A 23,134-nucleotide genomic window follows, 5' to 3' on the forward strand; every position below is an offset into this window, starting at 1 on the left:
ACAGTTTCATAGTGTTTCGGTGGTCATAGCGTGAGGGAAACGCCCGGTTACATTCCGAACCCGGAAGCTAAGCCTCACAGCGCCGATGGTACTGCAGGGGGGACCCTGTGGGAGAGTAGGACGCCGCCGAACAATCATTCCGAAAAGACCCACTCCCGATCCGGGAGTGGGTCTTTTTGCGTTACCCTCTGCGAATGCAGAACCTGACCCTGACCTGGCAGTCCGCCGGGGGCATCGCCGTCGTTCTCTACGGCGGCGCGTACATCGCCGCGAGGGTCCGGAAGCCGTCCCTGTCGGCGCTCCTGCGGGAGGCCGGCACTTTGCTGGCCCTGTTCGCGCTGTGGCAGCTGGTGGGGCACCTGTCCGTGATGAGCGCGGACCACGCGCTGGACCGGGCCGACTGGATCCACCGGACGGAGCTGGCGGTCGGGTTGCCGGACGAGGCGTCGTGGCAGGCGGCGATCACGCCGTACCCGGTGCTGGTGCGGCTGGCGAACTACTACTACGCGGTCATGCACTTCGGCGTCATGCTGGTCGTGCTGCTCTGGGTGTTCCTGCGGCACCGCGAGCGGTACGCCTGGGTGCGGAACACCGTCGTGATCACCACCGCGGTCTGCCTCCTGGTCCAGTTCATCCCGGTGGCACCGCCGCGGATGCTCCCGGGGAACGGTTTCGTCGACGTGGCCGCGGAGTACGGGCAGTCCGTGTACGGGGGTGCGGTCGGCGGCATGGTGGTGGCGGACCAGCTGTCCGCGATGCCGTCGGTGCACGTGGCGTGGTGCGTGCTGGCGGCGGTCGCGGTGATCCACGTGGCGCGGAGCCCGCTTCGCTGGCTGATGTTGCTGCACCCCGTCCTGACGGTGGCGGTGGTCGTCGTGACCGCCAACCACTTCTGGGCGGACGGCATCGTCGCCGTGACGATCCTGCTCTTCGCGTACGCCGTCCTGGCGCTGGGGGCACGCCGGCGGGGCCGGTCCTCCGTCTCGACGGAGAACCGGCCCCGCAGCGGGTCCGGTTCGCGGACCGGGCAGGTCACTTGAGCGGCAGCGCGATCCGACCCCACTTGCCGTTGCTCAGCTTGGCCGTGGCCCCGTACCAGGCGATGAGCCCGGAGAGCGCCGCGATCCAGCCCGCGAGCTTGGTGAGGCTGCCATGGCTGCCGAACGCGCCGACGGCGGCGACCAGCAGGGACAGCGTCAGCAGGCCGTAGACGGCGCGGCTGTACAGGCCCGCGCCCCAGCCGGCCGCGGTGAGGGTGAGGGCGAGCAGGGCCCACAGCAGCAGGAACAGCCCGGCGGCGTTCTTGCTCGCGCCGCCGGCCACCGACCAGGTCGCCCAGAAGGCGCCGAGGCCGGTGAAGGCGGTGCCGGTGAAGCCCTCGCCGACGCGGAGCTGCCAGAGGCCCGCGACGAACAGGGTGATGCCGCCGACGACGTGGGCGAGGTGGGCCGCGTCCCCGGCGCCGGTGCCCTTGAGGATCCCGGTCGAGAGCAGGCCGTAGGCGAGAAGTGTGAGGCCGAGTGCGAGGTAGCCGAGGTTACCCGCGTCGGCTCCGGTGGGACGTGCGGTCGTTGCCCCGGAGGCGTCGTTGCTCACCGGAGGCTCCTTTCACTCTGGGCGCGCGCAGGGCGCAGTCAACGCAGTGGGTTGGTCCGAAGGAGTGGTTGCGAGAGGTGCGCGCGACCGCGCCGAGGGCGCACGGCAGGAGCGTGCGCGGGCTGCGGTCAGAGGTGGTGGGCCGAGGGCCGGATGTTCCGGGGAAGTCCCCGCTGAGGTCGGTGTACCCGGGCCGACCAGGCTTGTACCCTTGTGAATCGCACAATTTGTGGCGCCGTCAGCTGTGGAACGCTCAGGATCGGCCGCCGGGCGGGCCGGGCCGGGGCAGATCTGCTCAGTGGAGGGAGCCCGGCGGCGTCCGCTCCGGCGCCTACCCGACGCCTACCCGGCCGGTGGGGCGAGCCGGGCTCAACCGGCGCGCTGGGCGGGCACCCGCAGCGTCAGGATCGCCATGTCGTCGGACGGCGGCTCCGGGGCGAAGCGCTCGACGGCGCGCTGCACGCGCATGGCGACGGCTCCGGCGGTGAGGCCGGTGCAGCCGGTGAGGACCTCGGCGAGGCCGTCGTCGCCCAGCATCCGGCTGCCCTCGCGGCGTTCGGTGACGCCGTCGGTGACGCAGAGCAGGACCTCGCCGGGGGCGAGCACGAGGTGCTCGGCGGTGAGGTCGAGGTCGTCCATGACACCGAGCAGGGGCTGCGGGGTGGCGGCGCGGTCGACCTGGCCGTCGGTGCGCAGTCGCAGCGGTAGCGGGTGGCCGGCGCAGACCAGCGACAGCTCGGTGCTGCCGTCCGGGCGGGGCGTCAGTTCGCCGTAGAGCAGGGTGAGGAAGCGGCTGCGCGAACCCTCGTCCAGGATGGCGGCGTTGAGCCGGGTGAGGACCTGCGGGGCGTCCAGGCCCTCGCGGGCGAGCAGGCGCAGCGAGTGGCGGGCCAGCCCGGTGACGGAGGCGGCCTCGGGGCCGGTGCCGCAGACGTCTCCGATGGCGAAGCCGTACGTCCCCTCGCGGATGGTGAACAGGTCGTAGAAGTCGCCGCCGACCTCGTTGCCCTCGCCGGCGGCCTGGTAGTAGACGTCCACCTCGACGCCGGGGATCTCGGGCAGGTCCGGCGGCAGGAGGCTGCGTTGGAGGGCCTGGCTGGTCGCGGTGCGCTCGGAGTACAGGCGGGAGTTGTCGAGTGCGAGGGCGGCCCGGCGGGAGAGGTCCTCGGCGAGTTCGAGGATCTCCTGGCGGAAGCGGATGCCGGTCGGGGTGCCGAGGGCGAGCAGGCCGATGACGCGGTTGCGGGCGGTGAGCGGCAGGACGACGGTCTCGCCGAGCACGCCCGCGAGTTCGGGGCTGTCGGTGAGTCCGCCGGCGGCGGCGGTCTCGGTGGGCGCGGGCCAGAACCGGGCGCTGTTGGCGGGGCCGGGGTCGGGCACGGGGGTCTTGTCGAGCAGGCCGCGCAGGGCGTCGATGCGGTCCTCGTCCTCGTGCAGGACGAAGGCGAGGTTGGGCACGGCGCCGTTGTCGCCCTTGGTGTAGACGGCGCACCAGGAGGCGAGGGTGGGGACGGCCATCTGGGCCATCAGGGCGAGGGTCTGCTCGTGTTCGAGGGTGCCGGCGAGCAGGTCGGAGGCCTCCACGAGGAAGGAGAGCGAGCCGCGGCGCAGTCGTTCGAGCTCGGTGAGGCGGGTGCTCTCGACGGCGAGGGCGACCCGGTCGGCGGCGAACTGCAGGCGCAGCGCGTCCTCGTTGTCGTAGCGGCCGGGGGCGGCGGTGGCGATGCCGAGGGAGCCGATCAGCCGGCCCTCGACCTTGAGCGGGACGGTGACCAGGGAGCGCATGCCGCTGCCGTCGAGGAGGGGGAGGCCGGCCGGACGGGCGGTCAGGTCGTCGTGGACGGTGGGCAGCCGGGCGGAGTCGTAGCGGTTGCCGTGGCCGACCGGGAAGCGGCTGTGGCGGCGGTGGCCGGTGGTGAGGCCGGTGGCGGCGCGGACTTCGAACTCGGTCTCGTCCTCGGTGGTGAGGAGCAGGTAGGCGGCGTCGGCGTCGAGCAGGTCGCGGGCGCGTTCGACGGTGCGCTGGAGCAGGGTGTCGAGGTCGTCGGTGGCGACCGGGCCGGCCAGCAGGTCGAGCCGGGGGCCGGTCGGGTCGGGGCGGTCGCCGGGCAGCGTGCGGGCGGGGGAGCGCAGGACGGCGCGGTCGGTCTCGAGGACGAGCAGGCAGAGCGTGGACGGGACGCCCTCGGTGTCGCGGACGCGGACCTGGACGCCGTACACCTCCTCGGTGCGGCCGTCGGCGCGGCGGACGGCGAAGCCGCCCTCCCAGCGGGCGAGGCGCAGGGTCTCGGCGAGGCCGAGGCCGCGGGCGGGGGTGTCGGGCCAGACGGCGAGGTCGGCCCAGGGGCGGCCGAGGACGGTGTCGGCGGGGTGCTGGAAGAGGGCCTCGGCGTCCGGGTTCCAGGCGAGGACGCGGCCGTCGTCGTCGAGCTGGACGACGGCGACGTGCACCGGGCCGGGGCCGCTGGGCAGGTCACTGCCGGGGCTGGCGGGGACGGCGTAGCGGGTGCCGGCGACGGGGACGGGCAGGGCGAGGCGGAACCAGACGGTCTTGCGGCCGGCCGAGTACTCGACGCCCCAGCGTTCGGCGAGGGCCGAGCACATCAGCAGGCCGCGGCCGCCCTCGCCGTCGGGGTCGGCGTAGCGGTCCGAGGCGGTGACGGGGCCGTCGGTGAAGGCGGGCAGGCCGCGTTCGGGGTGGTGGTCGGTGACCTCGATCCGGACGGTGCCCTCCTCACGCAGGCAGCCGACCTCGGCGGCGGTGCCGGCGTGCACGACGGCGTTGGTGACGAGTTCGCTGACCAGGACGACGGCGTCGTCGACGACCTCCGGCAGCCCCCAGCCGAGCAGCGCGTCCCGGACGAAGCCCCGGGCGGCGGCCGCGGACCGGCCGTCGGGGTCGAAGGTGGCGGCTGCGCGCGCGGTGACCACGTTGCCACTTCTCCTCTGCTGCTCTTGCCCTGGCTGTCCGGGTGCGGCCCCGACTCCCGGTACGCGCCGGCGGTGGGCGGCGGTGCTGGGGCGGGTCGTGGCCCGGTGCAGCGCTCCACCCTACTTTCCGCTTGGTTCCCCGTGGGGGCGGGGCGTCGAAACGGGCACCAGAGGGTGATTCTGCCCACGCGTTTCGGGAGAGGCGGTAACAACCGTGTGCAACCGGCCGTATACCCGGGGCCGGTGCTGCCAGACTGGGGGGTCCGCGACGGTCGGTCGGGGCAGTACGGTCGATGCGGGTGCCGGTGCGTCGTGAGGTGCGGCCGGTGTGCAGCCCAAGCCGGGGCGGTGCCCGGGCCCCGGTCCGCCGGGGCGCGGACGGCCACCGGACAGTTCACGATGTGGGAGGGGCCCGTTGAGTTCGGCCACCAAGGACGCAACCGGTACGACGCAGGCCGCCCAGCGCGGTGCTCGCCCCGGGGCCGCGCCGCGGACCGCGGCCGGCCGACGGGTGAACCACGGCCGGGGCGCGGAACCGGCGGAGCTGCGCAAGCTGCTGTCGGCGCTGACGGCGATGCGCGACGGCAACTTCCGGCGCCGGCTGACGGTGCCGGGGGACGGGCCGCTGGCGGAGATCGCCGCGGTGTTCAACGAGGTGGCCGAGCGCAACCAGCACCTGACCGGTGAACTGGCCCGGGTGCGGCGGGCGGTGGGCCGCGAGGGCCGGCTGAACGAGCGGCTGGAGACGGGTGCGGGCGAGGGCGCCTGGATGGCCGCCGTCGACAACTGCAACGCGCTGATCGACGACCTGGCCCGCCCGATGGCCGAGGTGGGCCGGGTGCTGACCTCGATCGCCGAGGGCGACCTGGACCAGAAGATGGAGCTGCGCTCGCTGCACAGCAACGGGGTGAGCCACCCGCTGCGCGGCGAGTACCTGAAGATCGGGCGGACGGTCAACGGGCTGGTGGACCAGCTCTCGGAGTTCACCGACGAGGTGACCCGGGTGGCCCGCGAGGTGGGCACCGAGGGCAAGCTGGGCGGCCAGGCCAAGGTCCGCAGCGTGTCGGGCAGTTGGAAGGACCTGGCGGACTCCGTCAACACGATGGCCGGGCGGCTGACGGCGCAGGTGCGCAACATCGCCCAGGTGACGACGGCGGTGGCCAAGGGCGACCTGTCCCGGAAGGTCACCGTCGAGGTGGCCGGCGAGATGCTGGAGCTGAAGAACACCGTCAACACGATGGTGGACCAGCTCAACGGCTTCGCGGCGCAGGTGACGAGGGTCGCCCGGGACGTCGGCACCGAGGGCCGCCTCGGCGGTCAGGCGCAGGTGCCGGGCGTGGCCGGGGTCTGGCGGGACCTGACCGACTCGGTGAACTTCATGGCCGACAACCTGACCGGCCAGGTGCGCAACATCGCCCAGGTGACGACGGCGGTGGCGCGCGGGGACCTCTCGCAGAAGATCGAGGTGGACGCGCGCGGCGAGATGCTGGAGCTGAAGAACACCATCAACACGATGGTGGACCAGCTGTCCGGCTTCGCCGAGCAGGTGACCAGGGTGGCCCGCCAGGTGGGCACCGAGGGCCGCCTCGGCGGTCAGGCGCAGGTGCCCGGCGCGGCGGGCGTGTGGCGCGACCTGACCGACAACGTCAACTTCATGGCGAACAACCTCACCGATCAGGTGCGCAACATCGCCCAGGTGACGACCGCGGTCGCCAAGGGCGACCTGTCGCAGAAGATCCAGGTGGACGCGCGCGGGGAGATCCTGGAGCTGAAGAACACCATCAACACGATGGTGGACCAGCTGTCGGCCTTCGCGGACGAGGTCACCCGCGTCGCCCGGGACGTCGGCACCGAGGGCATCCTCGGCGGCCAGGCGAGTGTGCCGGGGGTGTCCGGGACCTGGAAGGACCTGACCAACTCCGTCAACCTGATGGCCAACAACCTGACCAGCCAGGTGCGCAACATCGCCGAGGTGACCACCGCGGTGGCGCGCGGCGACGTCTCGAAGAAGATCACCGTCGACGCCCGGGGCGAGATCCTGGAGCTGGTGACGACCGTCAACACGATGGTGGACCAGCTGTCGGCCTTCGCCGACGAGGTCACCCGCGTCGCCCGCGAGGTGGGCACCGAGGGGATCCTGGGCGGCCAGGCCCGGGTGCGCGGGGTGTCGGGCATCTGGAAGGACCTGACCGACAACGTCAACTTCATGGCGTCCAACCTGACCGGGCAGGTGCGCAACATCGCCGAGGTCGCCTCGGCGGTGGCCCGCGGCGACCTCTCCAAGAAGATCACCATCGACGCGCAGGGCGAGATCGCGACGCTCGCCGGGACGCTCAACACGATGGTCGACCAGCTCTCGTCCTTCGCCGTCGAGGTGACGAGGGTCGCCCGCGAGGTCGGCACCGACGGCACCCTGGGCGGCCAGGCGAGCGTGCCCGGCGTGGCCGGCATCTGGAAGGACCTGACCGACAACGTCAACCTGATGGCCAACAACCTCACCGGCCAGGTCCGCAACATCGCGCTGGTGATCACGGCGGTGGCCCGCGGCGACCTGTCGCAGAAGATCGACGTCGACGCGCGCGGCGAGATCCTGCAGCTCAAGACCAGCATCAACACGATGGTCGACCAGCTGTCCGCGTTCGCCGACGAGGTCACCCGCGTCGCCCGCGAGGTCGGCACCGACGGCCGCCTCGGCGGCCAGGCCCGGGTGCCCGGGGTGGACGGCACCTGGCAGGACCTCACCGAGTCGGTGAACGAGCTGGCCAACAACCTGACCCGGCAGGTGCGCGCGATCGCGCAGGTCGCCACCGCCGTGACCAGGGGCGACCTGAGCCTGCGGATCGACGTCGACGCCGCCGGGGAGCTCGACGAGCTCAAGGACAACATCAACCAGATGATCGCCAACCTGCGCGAGACCACCCGCACCAACCAGGAGCAGGACTGGCTCAAGACCAACCTGGCCCGGATCTCCGGTCTGCTCCAGGGCCGCCGGGACCTGGAGGCCGTCGCCTCGCTGATCATGACCGAGCTCACCCCGGTCGTCTCCGCCCAGCACGGCGCGTTCTTCCTCGCCCAGCCGGCCGGCCGCACCGCCGAGCTGATCACCGAGGACGACGACGAGAACGACACCGTGCTGCGCCTGATCGGCAGCTACGGCTACCAGCGGCGCGCGATGCCGACCACCTTCCGCCCCGGCGAGTCGCTGATCGGCCAAGCCGCGGTGGAGAAGCGGGCGATCATCCTCAAGGAGGCGCCGCCCGGGTACCTCAAGATCGCCTCGGGCCTCGGCGAGGCCTCGCCGGCCCACATCGTGGTGCTGCCGGTGCTGTTCGAGGGCCGGCTGCTCGGCGTGATCGAACTCGCCACCTTCAGCTCGTTCACGACCGTCGCGCTCGACTTCCTCAACCAGATCGCCGACCTGATCGGCGTCACCGTCAACACCATCAGCGTCAACACCAAGACCGAGGGCCTCCTGCTTGAGTCCCAGCGACTCACCGCCGAACTCTCGATGCGGTCCGCCGAGTTGGAGGCGCGCCAGGAGGAACTGGAGCGCACCAACGAGGAGTTGCAGGAGAAGGCCGAGCAACTCGCCCAGCAGAACCGCGACATCGAGATCAAGAACAGCGAGATCGAGGAGGCCCGCCAGGTCCTGGAGGAGCGCGCCGAACAGCTCGCCCTGGCCTCCCGGTACAAGAGCGAGTTCCTCGCCAACATGTCGCACGAGCTGCGCACCCCCCTCAACTCGCTGCTGATCCTGGCCAAGCTGCTCTCCGACAACAACGAGGGCAACCTCTCGCCCAAGCAGGTCGAGTTCGCCGACACCATCCACGGCGCCGGCTCCGACCTGCTCCAGCTGATCAACGACATCCTCGACCTGTCCAAGGTCGAGGCCGGCAAGATGGACGTCCGCCCGAGCCGGATCGCCCTCGTCCAGCTGGTCGACTACGTCGAGGCCACCTTCCAGCCGGTCGCGCTCGACAAGAACCTGGACTTCGCCGTCCGGGTCTCGCCCGCGCTGCCGGTCACCCTGCACACCGACGAGCAGCGGCTCCAGCAGGTGCTGCGCAACCTGATCTCCAACGCGGTGAAGTTCACCGACGCGGGCGCCGTCGACTTCTCGATCAGCCCGGCCGGGCCGGACGTGCCCCAGCACGTGCGCGAGCAGTTGCTGGAGTCCGGCTCGATCAAGGACCCGGACGACCCGCTGATCGCCTTCGCCGTCTCCGACACCGGCATCGGCATCCCCGGCAACAAGCTGCGGGAGATCTTCGAGGCGTTCAAGCAGGCCGACGGCACCACCAGCCGCAAGTACGGCGGCACCGGCCTCGGCCTGTCCATCAGCCGGGAGATCGCCCGGCTGCTCGGCGGCGAGATCCACGCCGAGAGCGAGTTCGGCAAGGGCTCGACGTTCACGCTCTACCTGCCGCTGCGCACCGAGGACTCGGACACCCCGCCCGCCGAGCGCGCCGCGGTGGCGGCCGTGCCCAGTACCCCGGTGCTGCGGGCGACCGTCGGCGTGACCCCGGTGGGCGTGCCCGTCCCGGTGGGCGAGAACCCGGCCGACCACTGGGCCCAGGAGGTCCGCGAACTCGCCGAGGAGCGCCGCCGCGGCGCCGTGGAGCGCCGTCGCACCGCCGCCCTGGACCTCCACGCCGAGGGCCGCCCGGTGGAGCCCGTGCCGCTGCGCCCCGGGCGCACCGACGCGCGCTTCGGCGGCCAGCAGGTGCTGATCGTCGACGACGACGTCCGCAACGTGTTCGCCCTCACCAGCGTCCTGGAGCAGCACGGCCTGACCGTCCTGTACGCCGAGAACGGCCGCGAGGGCATCGAGATGCTGGAGCAGCACGAGCACGTCGCGCTGGTCCTGATGGACATCATGATGCCGGAGATGGACGGCTACGCGACCACCGAGGCGATCCGCCGGATGCCCCAGTTCGCCGGCCTGCCGATCATCGCGCTGACCGCCAAGGCGATGAAGGGCGACCGCGAGAAGTCCCTCGCGGCGGGTGCCACCGACCACATCACCAAGCCGGTGGAGACCGACCACCTGCTGGCGGTGATGCACGAGTGGCTGCGGCCCGACCGGTCCTAGGGCCCCAGGGCCCGTCGCCCAAGGGGGACGCGGGCGGCGGGGCGCGCACCGGGAGGCGGACTCCGGGGTGCGCGCCGGGCCGGCGGTCGGTTTGCTGGCGGGGAGGGCCTGGAACCCGGTAGGGTCACCGAGCGTTGCGAACAGTGAGCGGACGGCGACACGCTGCTGAGCGTGCGCCGGAGCACCGGCCGCGCGCCCTGCCGAACCGGGTCGCGACGCAGCGATGTGCCGGGCGAGGGGGTGCGGCTAGCATGACCGGGGTAGCGGTGGGCAGTACGCGAGTGCCCTCACCGGGCAGGCAGGCGACAGGAGGGCGGGCCCTGATGCAGAAGGCGAAGATCCTCCTGGTCGACGACCGGCCGGAGAACCTGCTGGCGCTGGAGGCGATCCTGTCGGCGCTCGACCAGACGCTGGTGCGCGCGGCGTCCGGCGAGGAGGCGCTCAAGGCGCTGCTGACCGACGACTTCGCCGTGATCCTGCTGGACGTCCAGATGCCGGGCATGGACGGCTTCGAGACCGCCGCCCACATCAAGCGCCGCGAGCGCACCCGGGACATCCCGATCATCTTCCTCACCGCGATCAACCACGGTCCGCACCACACCTTCCGCGGCTACGCGGCCGGCGCGGTCGACTACATCTCCAAGCCCTTCGACCCGTGGGTGCTGCGCGCCAAGGTCTCCGTCTTCGTCGACCTGTACGTCAAGAACTGCCAGCTGAAGGAGCAGGCCGCGCTGCTGCGGCTGCAACTGGAGGCGGGCGGCGGCGAGCCGGCCCTCGGCGGGGCGCTGCTGGGCGAGCTGTCGGCGCGGCTGGCGGCGGTCGAGGAGCAGGCGGAGGCGCTGGGCAAGCAGTTGGACGGCAATGCCGACGCCGGGGTGGCCGCCACCGCGGCGCACCTGGAGCGGAAGCTGGCCGGGCTGCGCCGGGCCCTGGACGCGCTGCGGCCGGGCAGTCCGTAACGGCGCTCGGGAGCCGTGCCGGCCGGCCCGACCGGGTGGACCGCGCGGGCGTCCGGGTGAAATCCGGTCAGCGTGACGGAGTGTCTGCGACACGTCGGGGCGCCCCGGCTCACCGCATGTGCACCGGTGGCCCGCACCGGTAGGCTGCTGACCCATGGCCACTCGTACGCCCGGAAACGCAGCACGTAAGACGAGTCCGGGACCGTCCAAGAAGGCCGCGGCGAAGGCCCCGGGCAAACCGCCGGTGAAGAGGGCGGCGGCGCCCCGCAAGGCCCCCGCCAAGAAGGCGGCGGCCAGGTCGGCCCCGCCACCGCCGCCGGCGAACAGGTCGATAGTCCTGCGCGCGCTCAACGGACTCGCGAGCCCGATCGCCGCGATCTTCCGGGGCGTCGGCGACGGCGCCAAGAACCTCCACCCGGCCCACCGCAAGGACGGGCTGGGCCTCGTGCTGTTCGCGCTCGGCCTGGTGACGGCCGCGGGTACCTGGTTCAGCCCGCAGGGCTGGCTCGGTGAGGCGGCCACCGCCGTGGTGTCCGGGTTGTTCGGCCGGCTCGACGTGCTGGTGCCGTTCCTGCTGGTCGGGATCGCGGTCCGGCTCTGGCGCCACCCGGAGCTGCCGGAGGCCAACGGGCGGATCGTGATCGGCCTGAGCGCGCTGGTGGTCGGCGTCCTCGGCCTGGTCCACATCGGCTGCGGCGCGCCCACGATGGGCAGCGGCGCGTCCCGGATAAGGGCGGCGGGCGGCATCATCGGCTGGGCCGCGTCGACGCCGATGATGGCCGCCGCGGGCGCGGCGCTCGCCGTGCCGCTGCTCCTGCTGCTGGCCTTCTTCGGCCTGCTGGTGGTCACCGCCACCCCGGTCAACCGCATCCCCGAGCGGTTGCGTGCGGCCGGCGTGCGGCTCGGCGTGGTCGAGCCGGGGCCGGGCGACGAGCACGACGAGGGGCGTGCGCCGGAGCGCGACCTGTCCACCGAACCGCCGGAGGACGCCGACCCCTCGGCGCTGCCGTTCACCGTCGACTCCGAGGACCTCGCCGACGAGGTGGCCGCCCGCCGACGCCGCCGCCGGCGCAAGCCGCAGCCCGGGGACGACGAGGCGCCCCACGAGCCCGTCTCGTTCACCAAGGACACCGCGGCCGCCGGCGACGCCTCCGACGACCCGTTCACCACCCGCAACCTCGCCGCGGGCGCCGCCGCCGACCTGGACGGCGCGCTGGTCTACGGCGTGCCCGCCTCATCCGCGGTGGCGGACATGATGCACCAGGTGCAGGACCGCACCGCTCCGGCGGAGGAGCCCCTCGTCCCGGCGGCCCGCGGCGGCGGCCCCGGCGCACCCGAGGAGCACGGCCGCGCCCCGGTGCGGATGGAGCAGCTCCAGCTCTCCGGCGACATCACCTACAGCCTGCCCCCGCTCGACCTGCTGGAGCGCGGCGGTCCGGCCAAGCCCCGCAGCGCCCTCAACGACGAGGTGGTGGCCCAGCTCACGAGCACCTTCGCCGAGTTCAAGGTGGACGCCAAGGTCACCGGCTTCACCCGGGGCCCGACGGTCACCCGCTACGAGGTCGAGCTCGGCCCGGCCGTCAAGGTGGAGCGGATCACCGCGCTCGCCAAGAACATCGCCTACGCGGTGGCCAGCCCGGACGTGCGGATCATCAGCCCGATCCCGGGCAAGTCCGCGGTCGGCATCGAGATCCCCAACCGGGACCGCGAGATGGTCAACCTCGGCGACCTGCTGCGCTCGCGCACGGCGGCCGAGGACACCCACCCGATGGTCGTCGGCATGGGCAAGGACGTCGAGGGCCACACCGTGATGGCCAACCTCGCGAAGATGCCGCACATCCTGGTGGCCGGCGCGACCGGCGCGGGCAAGTCCTCGTGCATCAACTGCCTGATCACCTCGATCCTCGCCCGGGCCACCCCGGACGAGGTGCGGATGGTGCTCGTCGACCCCAAGCGGGTCGAGCTGACCGCCTACGAGGGAATCCCGCACCTGATCACGCCGATCATCACCAACCCCAAGAAGGCCGCCGAGGCCCTCCAATGGGTGGTGCGCGAGATGGACATGCGCTACGACGACCTCGCGGCGTTCGGCTTCCGGCACGTCGACGACTTCAACGCGGCCGTGCGCGCCGGGAAGGTCACCCCGCCGCTCGGCAGCGAGCGCGAACTGACGCCCTACCCGTACCTGCTGGTGATCGTCGACGAGCTGGCCGACCTGATGATGGTCGCGCCGCGCGACGTCGAGGACTCGGTGGTCCGGATCACCCAGCTGGCCCGCGCGGCCGGCATCCACCTGGTGCTCGCCACCCAGCGGCCCTCGGTGGACGTCGTGACCGGTCTGATCAAGGCCAACGTGCCGTCCCGGCTGGCCTTCGCGACCTCCGCGATGGCCGACTCGCGGGTCATCCTGGACCAGCCCGGCGCCGAGAAGCTGATCGGCAAGGGCGACGCGCTCTTCCTGCCGATGGGCGCCGGCAAGCCGATCCGCATGCAGGGCGCGTTCGTCACCGAGGCCGAGATCGCTGCGGTGGTGCAGCACTGCAAGGACCAGCTGGCCGCCCGCTACCGGGACGACGTCGTGGTCGGCGGCGGGCCGAAGAAGGAGATCGACGAGGAGATCGGCGACGACCTCGACCTGCTGATCCAGGCCGCGGAGCTGGTGGTCTCCACCCAGTTCGGCTCGACCTCGATGCTCCAGCGCAAGCTCCGGGTCGGCTTCGCCAAGGCGGGCCGGCTGATGGACCTGATGGAGTCGCGCGGGATCGTCGGCCCGAGCGAGGGCTCCAAGGCGCGCGACGTCCTGGTGAAGCCGGACGAGCTCGACGGGGTGCTGGTGACCCTGCGCGGCTGACGGACCGTGCGCCCCGAACCGGCCGTCCCGGACGAGGTGTCACTCGTTCGGAGGAGGGTAGGCGCGGGAGCGGGAACCGAACGTCCGCACACCGCGTCAATGGCCGGAAAGCGATCACCGTGCTCCCCCTGCGTGACCCCGTCGGCCGACCGTCGGCGGGGCCCCTCCCCGACCCGGGGCGGGTGCGCGCATTCGGGCCTGTTCCGCTTGAGAATCGACCCGTCCACGCCCCTAGACTGTTCCCCAGCAGGTGGCCATCCGCTCGAAAGGCGTGCCCCGTGACCATCGGCAAGTCCCCCGACCGCGAGAACGCCCCGTCGTCCGCAGAGCCGAGCGACGCGGTGCAGGCGGCCGATGCCCCGAGCATCGGCCGGGTGCTGTCCGCCGCCAGGCTGGAGGCCGGACTCACGGTGGATCAGGTCAGTACGGCCACCCGTGTCCGGGTGCCGATCGTGCACGCCATCGAGGAGGACGATTTCGGCCGCTGCGGCGGCGACTTCTACGCCCGCGGGCACATCCGCGCGATCGCCCGCGAGGTCGGCGTGGACGGCGAGGCCCTGGTGGCCCGCTACGACGCCGCGCACGGCGGCTCGCCGGCCTCCAAGCGGCCCACCCAGCTGATCGAGAGCGGCCCGATCAAGGTGCCCTCGCGCGGCCGGCCCAACTGGACCGCCGCCATGGTCGCCGCGATCGTCGCGGTGGTCGCGCTGATCGGCTTCAACCTGGTGAGCGGCAAGGGCGGCCACACCGGTACCGGCTCCGCCAGCGCGCCGCTGCCCAGCGGCACCGGCACCGGCTCCATCGCCCCCGCGCCCTCGCCCTCCGTGCAGCCCCCGGCGCCCGCGCCGAGCGCGGCGGCGATCGCGGCCGTCCCGGCCGACAAGGTCACCGTGAAGCTGGTCGCCGAGGGCACCAGCTGGGTCTCGGCCATAGACGGCAACGGCAAATCGCTGTTCCAGAACAACATCAGCGACGGCCAGGACCAGACCTTCACCGACCCCAAGCAGATCAAGCTGGTGCTCGGCAACGGCGGGGCCGTGCACGCGTACGTCAACGGCAAGGACCTCGGTCTGCTCGGCAAGGACGGCCAGGTGGTGCACGTCACGTACACCCCCGGAGACCCGCAGGCGGGCTGACCACCGGCACCGGCCGGGGCCCGCAGAAGATCGGGTTGTCGAGGCGCGCGGCCTCCGGGGCGAACGGCACCGGGAGCCGCGCGTTAATCTTGGGCCTATGCCTGAACGCCGTACTGTCGCCCTTGTCACGCTCGGATGCGCCCGCAACGAGGTGGACTCCGAGGAACTCGCCGGGCGACTGGAGGCCGACGGCTGGTCGCTGGTCGACGACGCCGCCGAAGCCGACGTGGCCGTCGTCAACACCTGCGGGTTCGTCGAGGCCGCCAAGAAGGACTCCGTCGACGCCCTGCTGGAGGCCAACGACCTCAAGGGGCACGGCCGCACCCAGGCCGTCGTCGCGGTCGGATGCATGGCCGAGCGCTACGGCAAGGAGCTCGCCGACGCGCTGCCCGAGGCCGACGGGGTCCTCGGCTTCGACGACTACGCCGACATCTCCGACCGCCTCCAGACCATCCTCTCCGGCGGCCACCACGCCCCGCACCTGCCGCGCGACCGCCGCAAGCTGCTGCCGATCAGCCCGGCGGAGCGGCAGTCCGCCGCCGAGAGCGTCGCGCTGCCCGGCCACGGGCCCGCCGAGGCCCCGGCCGAGCCGATCGACGACCTGCCCGAAGGCCTCGCGCCCGCCTCCGGCCCGCGCACCCTGCGCAAGCGCCTGGACGACAGCCCGGTCGCCTCGGTCAAGCTCGCCTCCGGCTGCGACCGCCGCTGCTCCTTCTGCGCCATCCCGGCCTTCCGCGGCTCGTTCATCTCCCGCCGCCCCTCCGACGTCCTGAACGAGGCCAAGTGGCTGGCCGAGCAGGGCGTCCGCGAGGTCGTCCTGGTCAGCGAGAACAACACCTCGTACGGCAAGGACCTCGGCGACATCCGCCTGCTGGAGACGCTGCTCGGCGAGATCGCGGAGATCGACGGCGTCGAGCGCGTCCGGGTGTCCTACCTGCAGCCGGCCGAGATGCGCCCCGGCCTGATCGACGCGATGACCGGCACCGCCGACGTCCTGCCCTACTTCGACCTGTCCTTCCAGCACTCGGCGCCCGCGGTGCTGCGCCGGATGCGCCGCTTCGGCTCCACCGACCAGTTCCTGGAGCTCCTGAAGACCATCCGGGACAAGGCCCCGCAGGCCGGCGCCCGCTCCAACTTCATCGTCGGCTTCCCCGGCGAGACCGAGGAGGACTTCGCCGAGCTGGAGCGCTTCGTCACGCACGCCGGGCTCGACGCGATCGGCGTCTTCGGCTACTCGGACGAGGACGGCACCGAGGCGGCGACCTACGACGGCAAGCTGGCCGAGGACGTGGTCGCCGACCGGCTGGACCGGCTCAGCCGGCTCGCCGAGGAGATGACCGCGCAGCGTGCCGAGCAGCGGATCGGTACCGAGGTCGAGGTCCTGATCGAGTCGGTCGAGGACGACGTGGTCGAGGGCCGCGCCGGCCACCAGGCTCCCGAGACGGACGGCCTGACCACCCTCACCGGCGTCGAGGACCCGAAGGTCGGCCAGTTCTGGCGGGCCCGGGTGGTGGCCAGCGAGGGCGTCGACCTGATCGCCGAGGCCCTGGAGCAGGTGCGGGTCCGGCAGGCCCCGGGAGCCGGGGAATGACCAAGGGGCCCGGCGCCCCGGCCGCGGCCCACCCGGACAGACCGGCCGCCGCGCCGCCGCCGGCGCCGACCGTCTGGAACATCGCCAACATGCTCACGATGCTCCGGCTGCTGCTGGTGCCGGTCTTCGTGGCGCTGCTCTTCGCCGAGGGCGGGCACGACCCCAAGTGGCGCTCGGTGGCCTGGGCCTCCTTCGCCATCGCGATGATCACCGACCTGTTCGACGGCGAGATCGCCCGGCGCAAGGGCCTGGTCACCGACTTCGGCAAGATCGCCGACCCGATCGCCGACAAGGCGATCATGGGCGCGGCGCTGATCGGCCTGTCGGTCCTCGGTGACCTGCCCTGGTGGGTCACCGCGGTGATCCTCGCCCGCGAGCTCGGCATCACGCTGATGCGCTTCTGGGTGATCCGCTACGGCGTCATCCCGGCCAGCCGGGGCGGCAAGCTCAAGACGCTGACCCAGGGCATCGCGGTCGGCATGTACGTGCTGGAGCTGACCGGCTGGCTCGCCACCGCGCGGGCCGTGCTGATGGGCCTGGCGGTGCTGCTGACCATCGGCACCGCGCTGGACTACATCGGGCAGGCGCTGCGCCTGCGCCGCGAGGGAACGGCCGCGGACCGCGCGGGCCGGTGAACGAGGGGGCCTGGTGACGGACCACGGGACGGCGGAGCACGGGACCGCGGACTACGCGCTGGCCGCGCGGGCGCACGCGGCGCTGCGCGGCGGGCGCGGCACGGTGGCCGTCGCGGAGTCGCTGACCGGCGGGCTGCTGGCGGCGGCGCTGGTCGACGTCCCCGGGGCGTCCGCGACCTTCCGGGGCTCGGTGACGGCGTACGCGACCGAGCTGAAGGCCTCGGTGCTCGGGGTGGACGAGGGCCTGCTCGACGTTCACGGGCCGGTGCACCCGGTGGTGGCCCGGCAGATGGCCGAGGGCGTGCGGCGGCTGCTGGGGGCGACGTACGGGCTCGCGACGACCGGGGTGGCCGGGCCGGAGCCGCAGGACGGGCAGCCGGTGGGCACCGTACACCTGGCGGTCGCCGGTCCGGGGGGAACTCTGGTCAGTTCGCCCCGGCTGTCCGGGGACCGTGCCACAATCCGTCACGGGGCCGTGACCGCCGCGCTGGAACTGCTCGTCGGCCGGCTGCCGGCCTGACCCGGAGGACCGCGGCCCGGGGCTCCCGTTCGTCGTGGTCCCCGTCTTGTCGTGATCCCCGTCGGCCGGATCCGCCCGAAGTGGCGTGCGGGGACGGTACGGCTGGAGGATCGTGTTACATCCGACAGCCTGGTTGGGCAGAAACCAGGTGGCGAACGAGTTGCGTGACGGTGGCCGGGCGGCCCGCGAGGGGTACCACGAGGGGCCCGCGGACCCGGGTACGACACCGGAACGAGGAGGGGGACAGCCTTGCAGCCCAGAGTGAACACGACCAGGGTCCCCGCACGCGAAGCGGGCAAGGCGGTACGGTGGGGGCGTGACATCTCGATCCGCAGTCCGAGGAGGGAGGCACCGATGATCCTGCTCCGTCGCCTACTGGGCGATGTACTGCGTCGGCAGCGCCAGCGCCAGGGCCGCACACTCCGCGAGGTGTCGGCGGCCGCCAGGGTTTCGCTCGGTTACCTCTCCGAGGTCGAGCGGGGACAGAAGGAGGCCTCGTCCGAGCTGCTCTCCGCCATCTGCGACGCGCTCGACGTCCGGATGTCCGAGGTCATGCGCGAGGTCAGCGACGAACTGTCGCTCGCCGAACTTGCGGCGATGGCCACCCTCTCCGAAGGTGATCTGCTGAGGCCGGTGCTCGAACCGGTACCGCTGCCCGCCCCCGGCGCCGACCGGGCGACCATGTCGCCCAAGTCCGCCGCGATGGACGTGGTCGCCGCCTGATCCCGGCCTCGATCCCCGGCACGCCTGTCCGACGCAGGAGAAGGGCCCGGGGGCGAGCGAAGGAGGGCGGTCGTGCGGAGAGACGCGACGGCGCACCCGGTGGCCCGAATACGGCCGCTGCTGCGGCGCCTGGTGCCGTGGCCGGCCCGCCGGGTCCTGGTGGCCCTGGCGGCCGGGTTGCTCTGGTGGCTCCTGGTGGTCCCGGGGCAGCTGGCCGACGGTGCGGTGCTCGGCCTGCTCGCGGCCGGCGGCTGGGGGCTCGGTCTGATCCCGGTCCACGCGGACCGGAGCGCGACCGGACCGGTCCGCCGCAGGGCGGGCGGGGCCGTGGGCCGGGCGGAGGCGCCGACGCCCCCGATCGGGTGAGAAGCGTGCGGGAAGGCCGCGGGGTCGTTGACTCCGCGGCCTTCGGCGTTCCCGGGCGCGGGGGCCGGCCCGGTGCTCACGGACGCAGGCGCAGCCCGCGCGGGGTGGCGTGGAAGCCCGCCTCCTCCAGGGCCGCGCCGAGCGCCGAGCCGAGGGCGGGCTCGCCGTTGGCCCGTTCGACGGTGACGCTTCCGAGCGCGCCGTCCCGGACGGCACCGGCGAGGGCGGCGGCCGCGAGCGCCCGGGTGGCCGCGTCCTGCGGCCAGGCCAGCAGCGACTTTCCGCCCCGCTCGACGTAGAGGGCGAGCTCGCCGTCCACCAGCACCACGAGGGCGCCCGCCTTGCGGCCGGGGCGGTGCCCAGCCACCTTGGCGCCGGGCACCGTCGGGGGCTCGGGCCAGGGCAGCGCGGCGCCGTACGCGTTCGCCGGATCGGCGGCGGCGAGCACCAGCACCTGCGGCGGCTCGGCGGCGGGGCCGGCCGGCCACTCGGCGCCCCGGGTGCGCTCCAGGCGGCCGTTGACCGACCGCAGCCGGTCGGCCGCGCCCTCCATCGCGAACTGGGCGCCGCCGAGGCCCTCGACGAAGTAGCCGCGGCGGGTGCGCCCGCGCTCCTCCATCGCGGCGAGCACCCGGTACACCCCGGCGAAGCCGCCCGGCACCCGCTCGGCCGCCACCGTGCCCCGGGTCAGCAGGCCGTGGCGGTCCAGCAGGGCCTGCGCCTGGGCGGTGGCCCGGACCGTCGGGTCGGCGGCCGGGGCGGGCAGCAGCGACCAGCGGCCGGCCACCGTCGGCGGGCCGCCGCGCAGGGTGCCGCCGGCCCGGCCGAAGGCGCGGCCGGCGCCGCCGTAGCGGCCGCGGGGGGTGGCCCTGGGCGCGCGGTGGGCGGTGGCGCCCGCCGTCCGGCCGGAGCCGAGCAGGGCGCGCAGCGGGGCGAGGGTGTCGTTGCTGACGTAGCCGGCCCAGACGAGGTCCCACAGGGCCTCGACGACCTCCGGCTCGGGGGTCTCGTCGCCCTCCGCACGCAGCCGCTCGACCAGCTGGCGGAAGAAGAGGCCGTAGCCGCCGGTGAGGGCGGTCATCAGGGCGCCGTGCAGCGGGGTGACGGCGGGCGGGACGGGCTCCGGGCGCAGCAGGTGGGCGTTCTCGGCCAGGTGGAGGCTGATCCAGCCGTCCTTGCCGGGCAGGGCGCCGGCGCCGCACCAGCCGAGCTCGCCGGCCGCCATGAGTTCGTCCAGGAGGCCGGGGGCGTAGTCGGCGAGGCGGGCCGGGAGGACCAGCTTCTCCAAGGCGGAGGCGGGCAGGGCGGTGCCCTGGAGCTGTTCGACCACCCGGAGCAGGCCGTCCGGGCCGCGCAGGCGGTGGCCGGCGAGGTGCTGCCACTGGGGGAGGAAGGCGGCCAGGGCGCGCGGCGGGACGGGCTCGACCTCCTGGCGCAGGGCGGCCAGGGAGCGGCGGCGCAGGCGGCGCAGGACTTCGGCGTCGCACCACTCGACGGCGGCGGTGTGGCCCTCGACGGGCCTGAACTCGCCCTGGACGAGGCGGCCGGTGGCGGTGAGGCGGTGCAGGACGCCGGTGACGACGGCGGTGCCGAGGCCGAGGCGGGCGGCGGCCTCGGCGGCGGTGAACGGGCCGTGGGTGCGGGCGTGCCGGGCCAGGAGGTCGCCCAGGGGGTCCTTGACCGGCTCGGTGAAGGCCTCGGGGACGCCGACGGGCAGCGGGGTGCCGAGGGCGTCGCGCAGCCGTCCGGCGTCTTCGATGGCGGCCCAGCGCTGCTCGCCGGCGATCCGCACCTGGATGACCCGGCGGGCGGCCTCCAGCTCCAGGGCCCAGAGCGGCTCGGCGCCGCGGGCGGTGAGCTCCGCCTCGGCGAGCGGGCCGAGCAGGCGCAGCGCGTCGGCGACGCCCTCGGCGTCCTTGATCCTGCGCTCGGGGGTGAGGCGCTGGAGCTCGGCCTCCAGGTCGGCGAGCACCTGCGGGTCGAGCAGTTCGCGCAGTTCGGCCTGGCCGAGGAGTTCGGACAGCAGCCGGGAGTCGAGCGCCAGGGCCGCGGCGCGGCGCTCGGCGAGCGGGGAGTCGCCCTCGTAGAGGAACTGGGCCACGTAGCCGAAGAGCAGGGAACGGGCGAAGGGGGAGGGCTCGGGGGTGGTGACCTCGACCAGGCGGACGGCGCGGGATTCGAGGTCGCCCATCAGCTCGACCAGGCCGGGCACGTCGAAGACGTCCTGGAGGCACTCGCGGACGGCCTCCAGGACGATCGGGAAGGAGCCGTACTCGGAGGCGACTTCGAGCAGTTGGGCGGCGCGCTGGCGCTGCTGCCAGAGCGGGGTGCGGCGGCCGGGGTTGCGCCGGGGGAGCAGGAGGGCGCGGCCGGCGCACTCGCGGAAGCGGGAGGCGAACAGGGCGGAGCCGCCGACCTGGTCGGTGACGAGCCGCTCGATCTCACCGGGGTCGAAGAGGGCGGCGTCGGCGCCGACCGGGGCCTCGTCCGCGGCGGAGCGTTCGGAAGGACCGGCGAAGTCGAAGTCGGGGGAGAGCAGGTCGGCGTCGGGCAGGCGGAGCACGATGCCGTCGTCCGCGTGCATGACCTGTGGGTCCAGGCCGTGCTTCTCGCGCAGCCGGGCGCCGAGGGCGAGGGCCCAGGGGGCGTGCACCTGGGCGCCGAAGGGGGAGTGGATGACGATCCGCCAGTCGCCGAGTTCGTCGCGGAAGCGTTCGACGACGATCGTGCGGTCGTCCGGGAGGTGGCCGCAGGCGGTGCGCTGTTCGGCGAGGTAGTCGAGGAGGTTCCCGGCGGCCCAGTCGTCGAGGCCGGCCCGCTTGAGGCGTTCGGTGGCGGCCGCCGGGTCGAGCGCGCCCAGTTCGCGGGTGAACGCACCGAGGGCGCGGCCGAGTTCGAGCGGGCGGCCGAGGGCGTCGCCCTTCCAGAACGGGAGCCGGCCGGGGATGCCGGGGGCGGGCGTGACGAGGACCTTGTCGTGGGTGATGTCCTCGATCCGCCAGGACGTGGTGCCCAGGGTGAAGACGTCCCCCACGCGGGACTCGTAGACCATCTCCTCGTCGAGCTCCCCGACGCGGCCACCGCCCTTCTTCGGGTCCGTGCCGGCGATGAAGACGCCGAACAGGCCGCGGTCGGGGATGGTGCCGCCGGAGGTCACGGCCAGGCGCTGGGCGCCGGGGCGGCCGGTGACGGTGCCGGCGACGCGGTCCCAGACCAGGCGGGGGCGCAGCTCGGCGAAGGCGTCCGAGGGGTAGCGGCCGGCGAGCATGTCGAGCACGGCGTCGAAGGCGGACTGCGGGAGCGTGGCGAACGGCGCGGCGCGGCGGACCACGGCGAGCAGGTCGTCCACCGGCCAGGTGTCCAGCGCCGTCATGGCGACGAGCTGCTGGGCGAGCACGTCCAGCGGGTTGCGCGGGACGCGCAGGGCCTCGATCCGGCCGGCCCGCATGCGTTCGGTGACCACGGCGGACTGGACGAGGTCCCCGCGGTACTTGGGGAAGAAGACGCCGGTGGAGACGGCCCCGACCTGGTGGCCGGCCCGGCCGACCCGCTGGAGGCCGGAGGCGACCGAGGGCGGGGACTCGACCTGGACGACCAGTTCGACGGCGCCCATGTCGATGCCCAGTTCCAGGCTGGAGGTGGCGACCACGGCGGGCAGCCGGCCGGCCTTCAGCTCCTCCTCGACCAGGGACCGCTGTTCTTTGGAGACAGAGCCGTGGTGGGCCCGCGCGAGGACCGGCGGGACGCCCCTGGCCGCGCCGGAGCCGCCCATCAGCTGGGCCGGGGCGTGCGCCTCGGGGGCGGCGGCGCCGGTGGCGCGCTCGTGGGCGATCTCGTTCAGCCGGTTGCACAGGCGCTCGGCGAGGCGGCGGGAGTTGGCGAAGACGATCGTCGAGCGGTGCGCCTGGACGAGGTCGACGATCCGCTCCTCGACGTGCGGCCAGATCGAGGTCTGACGCTGCGGGTCGTCGTCGGAGGAGCCGCCGGTGGCGGGGGCGGCGGGCAGGTCGTCCAGGTCGGGGACGGGGACGACGACCGAGAGGTCGAACTCCTTGGCGGCGGCGGGCTGGACGACGACGGCGCCGCGCTGCGGGCTGAGGAAGCGGGCCACCTCCTCGACCGGACGGACGGTGGCGGACAGGCCGATCCGGCGGGCCGGGCGCTCCAGCAACTCGTCCAGCCGCTCCAGGCTGAGCGCGAGGTGCGCGCCGCGCTTGGTGCCGGCGACCGCGTGGACCTCGTCGAGGATCACCGTGTCGATGCCGCGCAGCGCCTCCCGGGAGGCGGAGGTGAGCAGCAGGAAGAGCGACTCGGGGGTGGTGATCAGGATGTCCGGCGGGTGCGTCGCGAAGCGGCGGCGGTCGGCGGCGGGGGTGTCGCCGGAGCGGATGGCGACCTGGACGTCCGGTTCGGGCAGGCCGAGCCGGACGGCGGCCTGGTGGAGCCCGGTCAGGGGGGCGCGGAGGTTGCGCTCGACGTCCACGGCGAGGGCCTTGAGCGGCGACACGTAGAGGACCCGGCAGCGGCGCTTGGTCTCGGCCGGGGCCGGGGTGCTGCTGAGCCGGTCCAGGGCGGAGAGGAACGCGGCGAGCGTCTTGCCGGAGCCGGTGGGGGCGACCACCAGGACGTCCGTCCCCCGCCCGATGGCGCGCCAGGCCTCGGCCTGGGCGGTGGTGGGCGCGGGGAAGGCGCCGGTGAACCAGGCCCGGGTGGCCGGGGCGAACCCGGCGAGCG

General features: G+C 73.6%; 13 protein-coding genes and 1 rRNA gene. 11 read left to right on the plus strand and 3 right to left on the minus strand.

The annotated features are described in order from the left end of the window. Window positions 1–15 precede the first annotated feature (15 nt). Window positions 16–132: ribosomal RNA gene (gene rrf, locus PUR71_RS00765) — 5S ribosomal RNA — on the plus strand. A gap of 62 nt (window positions 133–194) precedes the next feature. Beyond that, complete coding sequence (locus tag PUR71_RS00770; RefSeq protein WP_329924319.1) at window positions 195–1,040, plus strand: phosphatase PAP2 family protein; 846 nt, start codon at window positions 195–197, stop codon at window positions 1,038–1,040. On the opposite strand, the gene PUR71_RS00775 is transcribed toward PUR71_RS00770, so the two are convergent. Together PUR71_RS00775 and PUR71_RS00780 are read right to left on the minus strand one after the other, a co-directional pair. Next, the gene (locus tag PUR71_RS00775; RefSeq protein ID WP_329924320.1) at window positions 1,033–1,596 is read right to left on the minus strand and encodes an acetate uptake transporter; all 564 of its coding nucleotides are present in this window, start codon (window positions 1,594–1,596) and stop codon (window positions 1,033–1,035) included. The genes PUR71_RS00770 and PUR71_RS00775 overlap by 8 nt on opposite strands. Before the next feature lie 369 nt (window positions 1,597–1,965). Further along, window positions 1,966–4,527 (minus strand): SpoIIE family protein phosphatase, encoded by a 2,562-nt coding sequence (locus PUR71_RS00780; RefSeq protein WP_329924321.1) that lies wholly within the window; start codon window positions 4,525–4,527, stop codon window positions 1,966–1,968. A gap of 574 nt (window positions 4,528–5,101) precedes the next feature. Here PUR71_RS00780 and PUR71_RS00785 point away from each other — a divergent pair. From PUR71_RS00785 to PUR71_RS00825, 9 genes are all read left to right on the plus strand, one after another. Further along, on the plus strand, window positions 5,102–9,619 hold the full coding sequence (locus PUR71_RS00785) for a HAMP domain-containing protein (protein WP_443077311.1): 4,518 nt from the start codon (window positions 5,102–5,104) through the stop codon (window positions 9,617–9,619). A gap of 320 nt (window positions 9,620–9,939) precedes the next feature. Next, on the plus strand, window positions 9,940–10,578 hold the full coding sequence (locus tag PUR71_RS00790) for a response regulator (RefSeq protein ID WP_329924330.1): 639 nt from the start codon (window positions 9,940–9,942) through the stop codon (window positions 10,576–10,578). Window positions 10,579–10,732: 154 nt separating this feature from the next. Next, complete coding sequence (locus PUR71_RS00795; protein WP_329924322.1) at window positions 10,733–13,429, plus strand: FtsK/SpoIIIE family DNA translocase; 2,697 nt, start codon at window positions 10,733–10,735, stop codon at window positions 13,427–13,429. 278 nt (window positions 13,430–13,707) lie between these two features. Continuing rightward, window positions 13,708–14,565 carry a helix-turn-helix domain-containing protein gene (locus PUR71_RS00800; RefSeq protein WP_329924323.1) on the plus strand — a complete coding sequence of 286 codons (858 nt, stop codon included), beginning with the start codon at window positions 13,708–13,710 and terminating at the stop codon, window positions 14,563–14,565. Between the two features lie 97 nt (window positions 14,566–14,662). Beyond that, window positions 14,663–16,156, plus strand: a complete 1,494-nt coding sequence (gene rimO, locus PUR71_RS00805; protein ID WP_329924324.1) for a 30S ribosomal protein S12 methylthiotransferase RimO — start codon at window positions 14,663–14,665, stop codon at window positions 16,154–16,156. Next, window positions 16,153–16,791, plus strand: a complete 639-nt coding sequence (gene pgsA / locus PUR71_RS00810; protein WP_329924325.1) for a CDP-diacylglycerol--glycerol-3-phosphate 3-phosphatidyltransferase — start codon at window positions 16,153–16,155, stop codon at window positions 16,789–16,791. Before rimO ends, pgsA begins: the two co-directional genes overlap by 4 nt. A 58-nt stretch (window positions 16,792–16,849) precedes the next feature. Next, window positions 16,850–17,311, plus strand: a complete 462-nt coding sequence (locus PUR71_RS00815; RefSeq protein WP_329924331.1) for a CinA family protein — start codon at window positions 16,850–16,852, stop codon at window positions 17,309–17,311. Between the two features lie 354 nt (window positions 17,312–17,665). Next, on the plus strand, window positions 17,666–18,034 hold the full coding sequence (locus PUR71_RS00820) for a helix-turn-helix domain-containing protein (RefSeq protein ID WP_329924326.1): 369 nt from the start codon (window positions 17,666–17,668) through the stop codon (window positions 18,032–18,034). 72 nt (window positions 18,035–18,106) lie between these two features. Next, window positions 18,107–18,400, plus strand: coding sequence for a hypothetical protein (locus tag PUR71_RS00825; protein ID WP_329924327.1), 294 nt, complete (start codon window positions 18,107–18,109; stop codon window positions 18,398–18,400). Window positions 18,401–18,476: 76 nt separating this feature from the next. Here PUR71_RS00825 and PUR71_RS00830 read toward each other — a convergent pair. Continuing rightward, a partial coding sequence (locus PUR71_RS00830) for an ATP-dependent helicase (RefSeq protein WP_329924328.1) occupies window positions 18,477–23,134 on the minus strand: 4,658 nt, incomplete at its 5' end.

Origin of the sequence: Streptomyces sp. SP17BM10 (genome assembly GCF_036322405.1) — a bacterium.
Taxonomy (GTDB): Bacteria; Actinomycetota; Actinomycetes; order Streptomycetales; family Streptomycetaceae; genus Kitasatospora.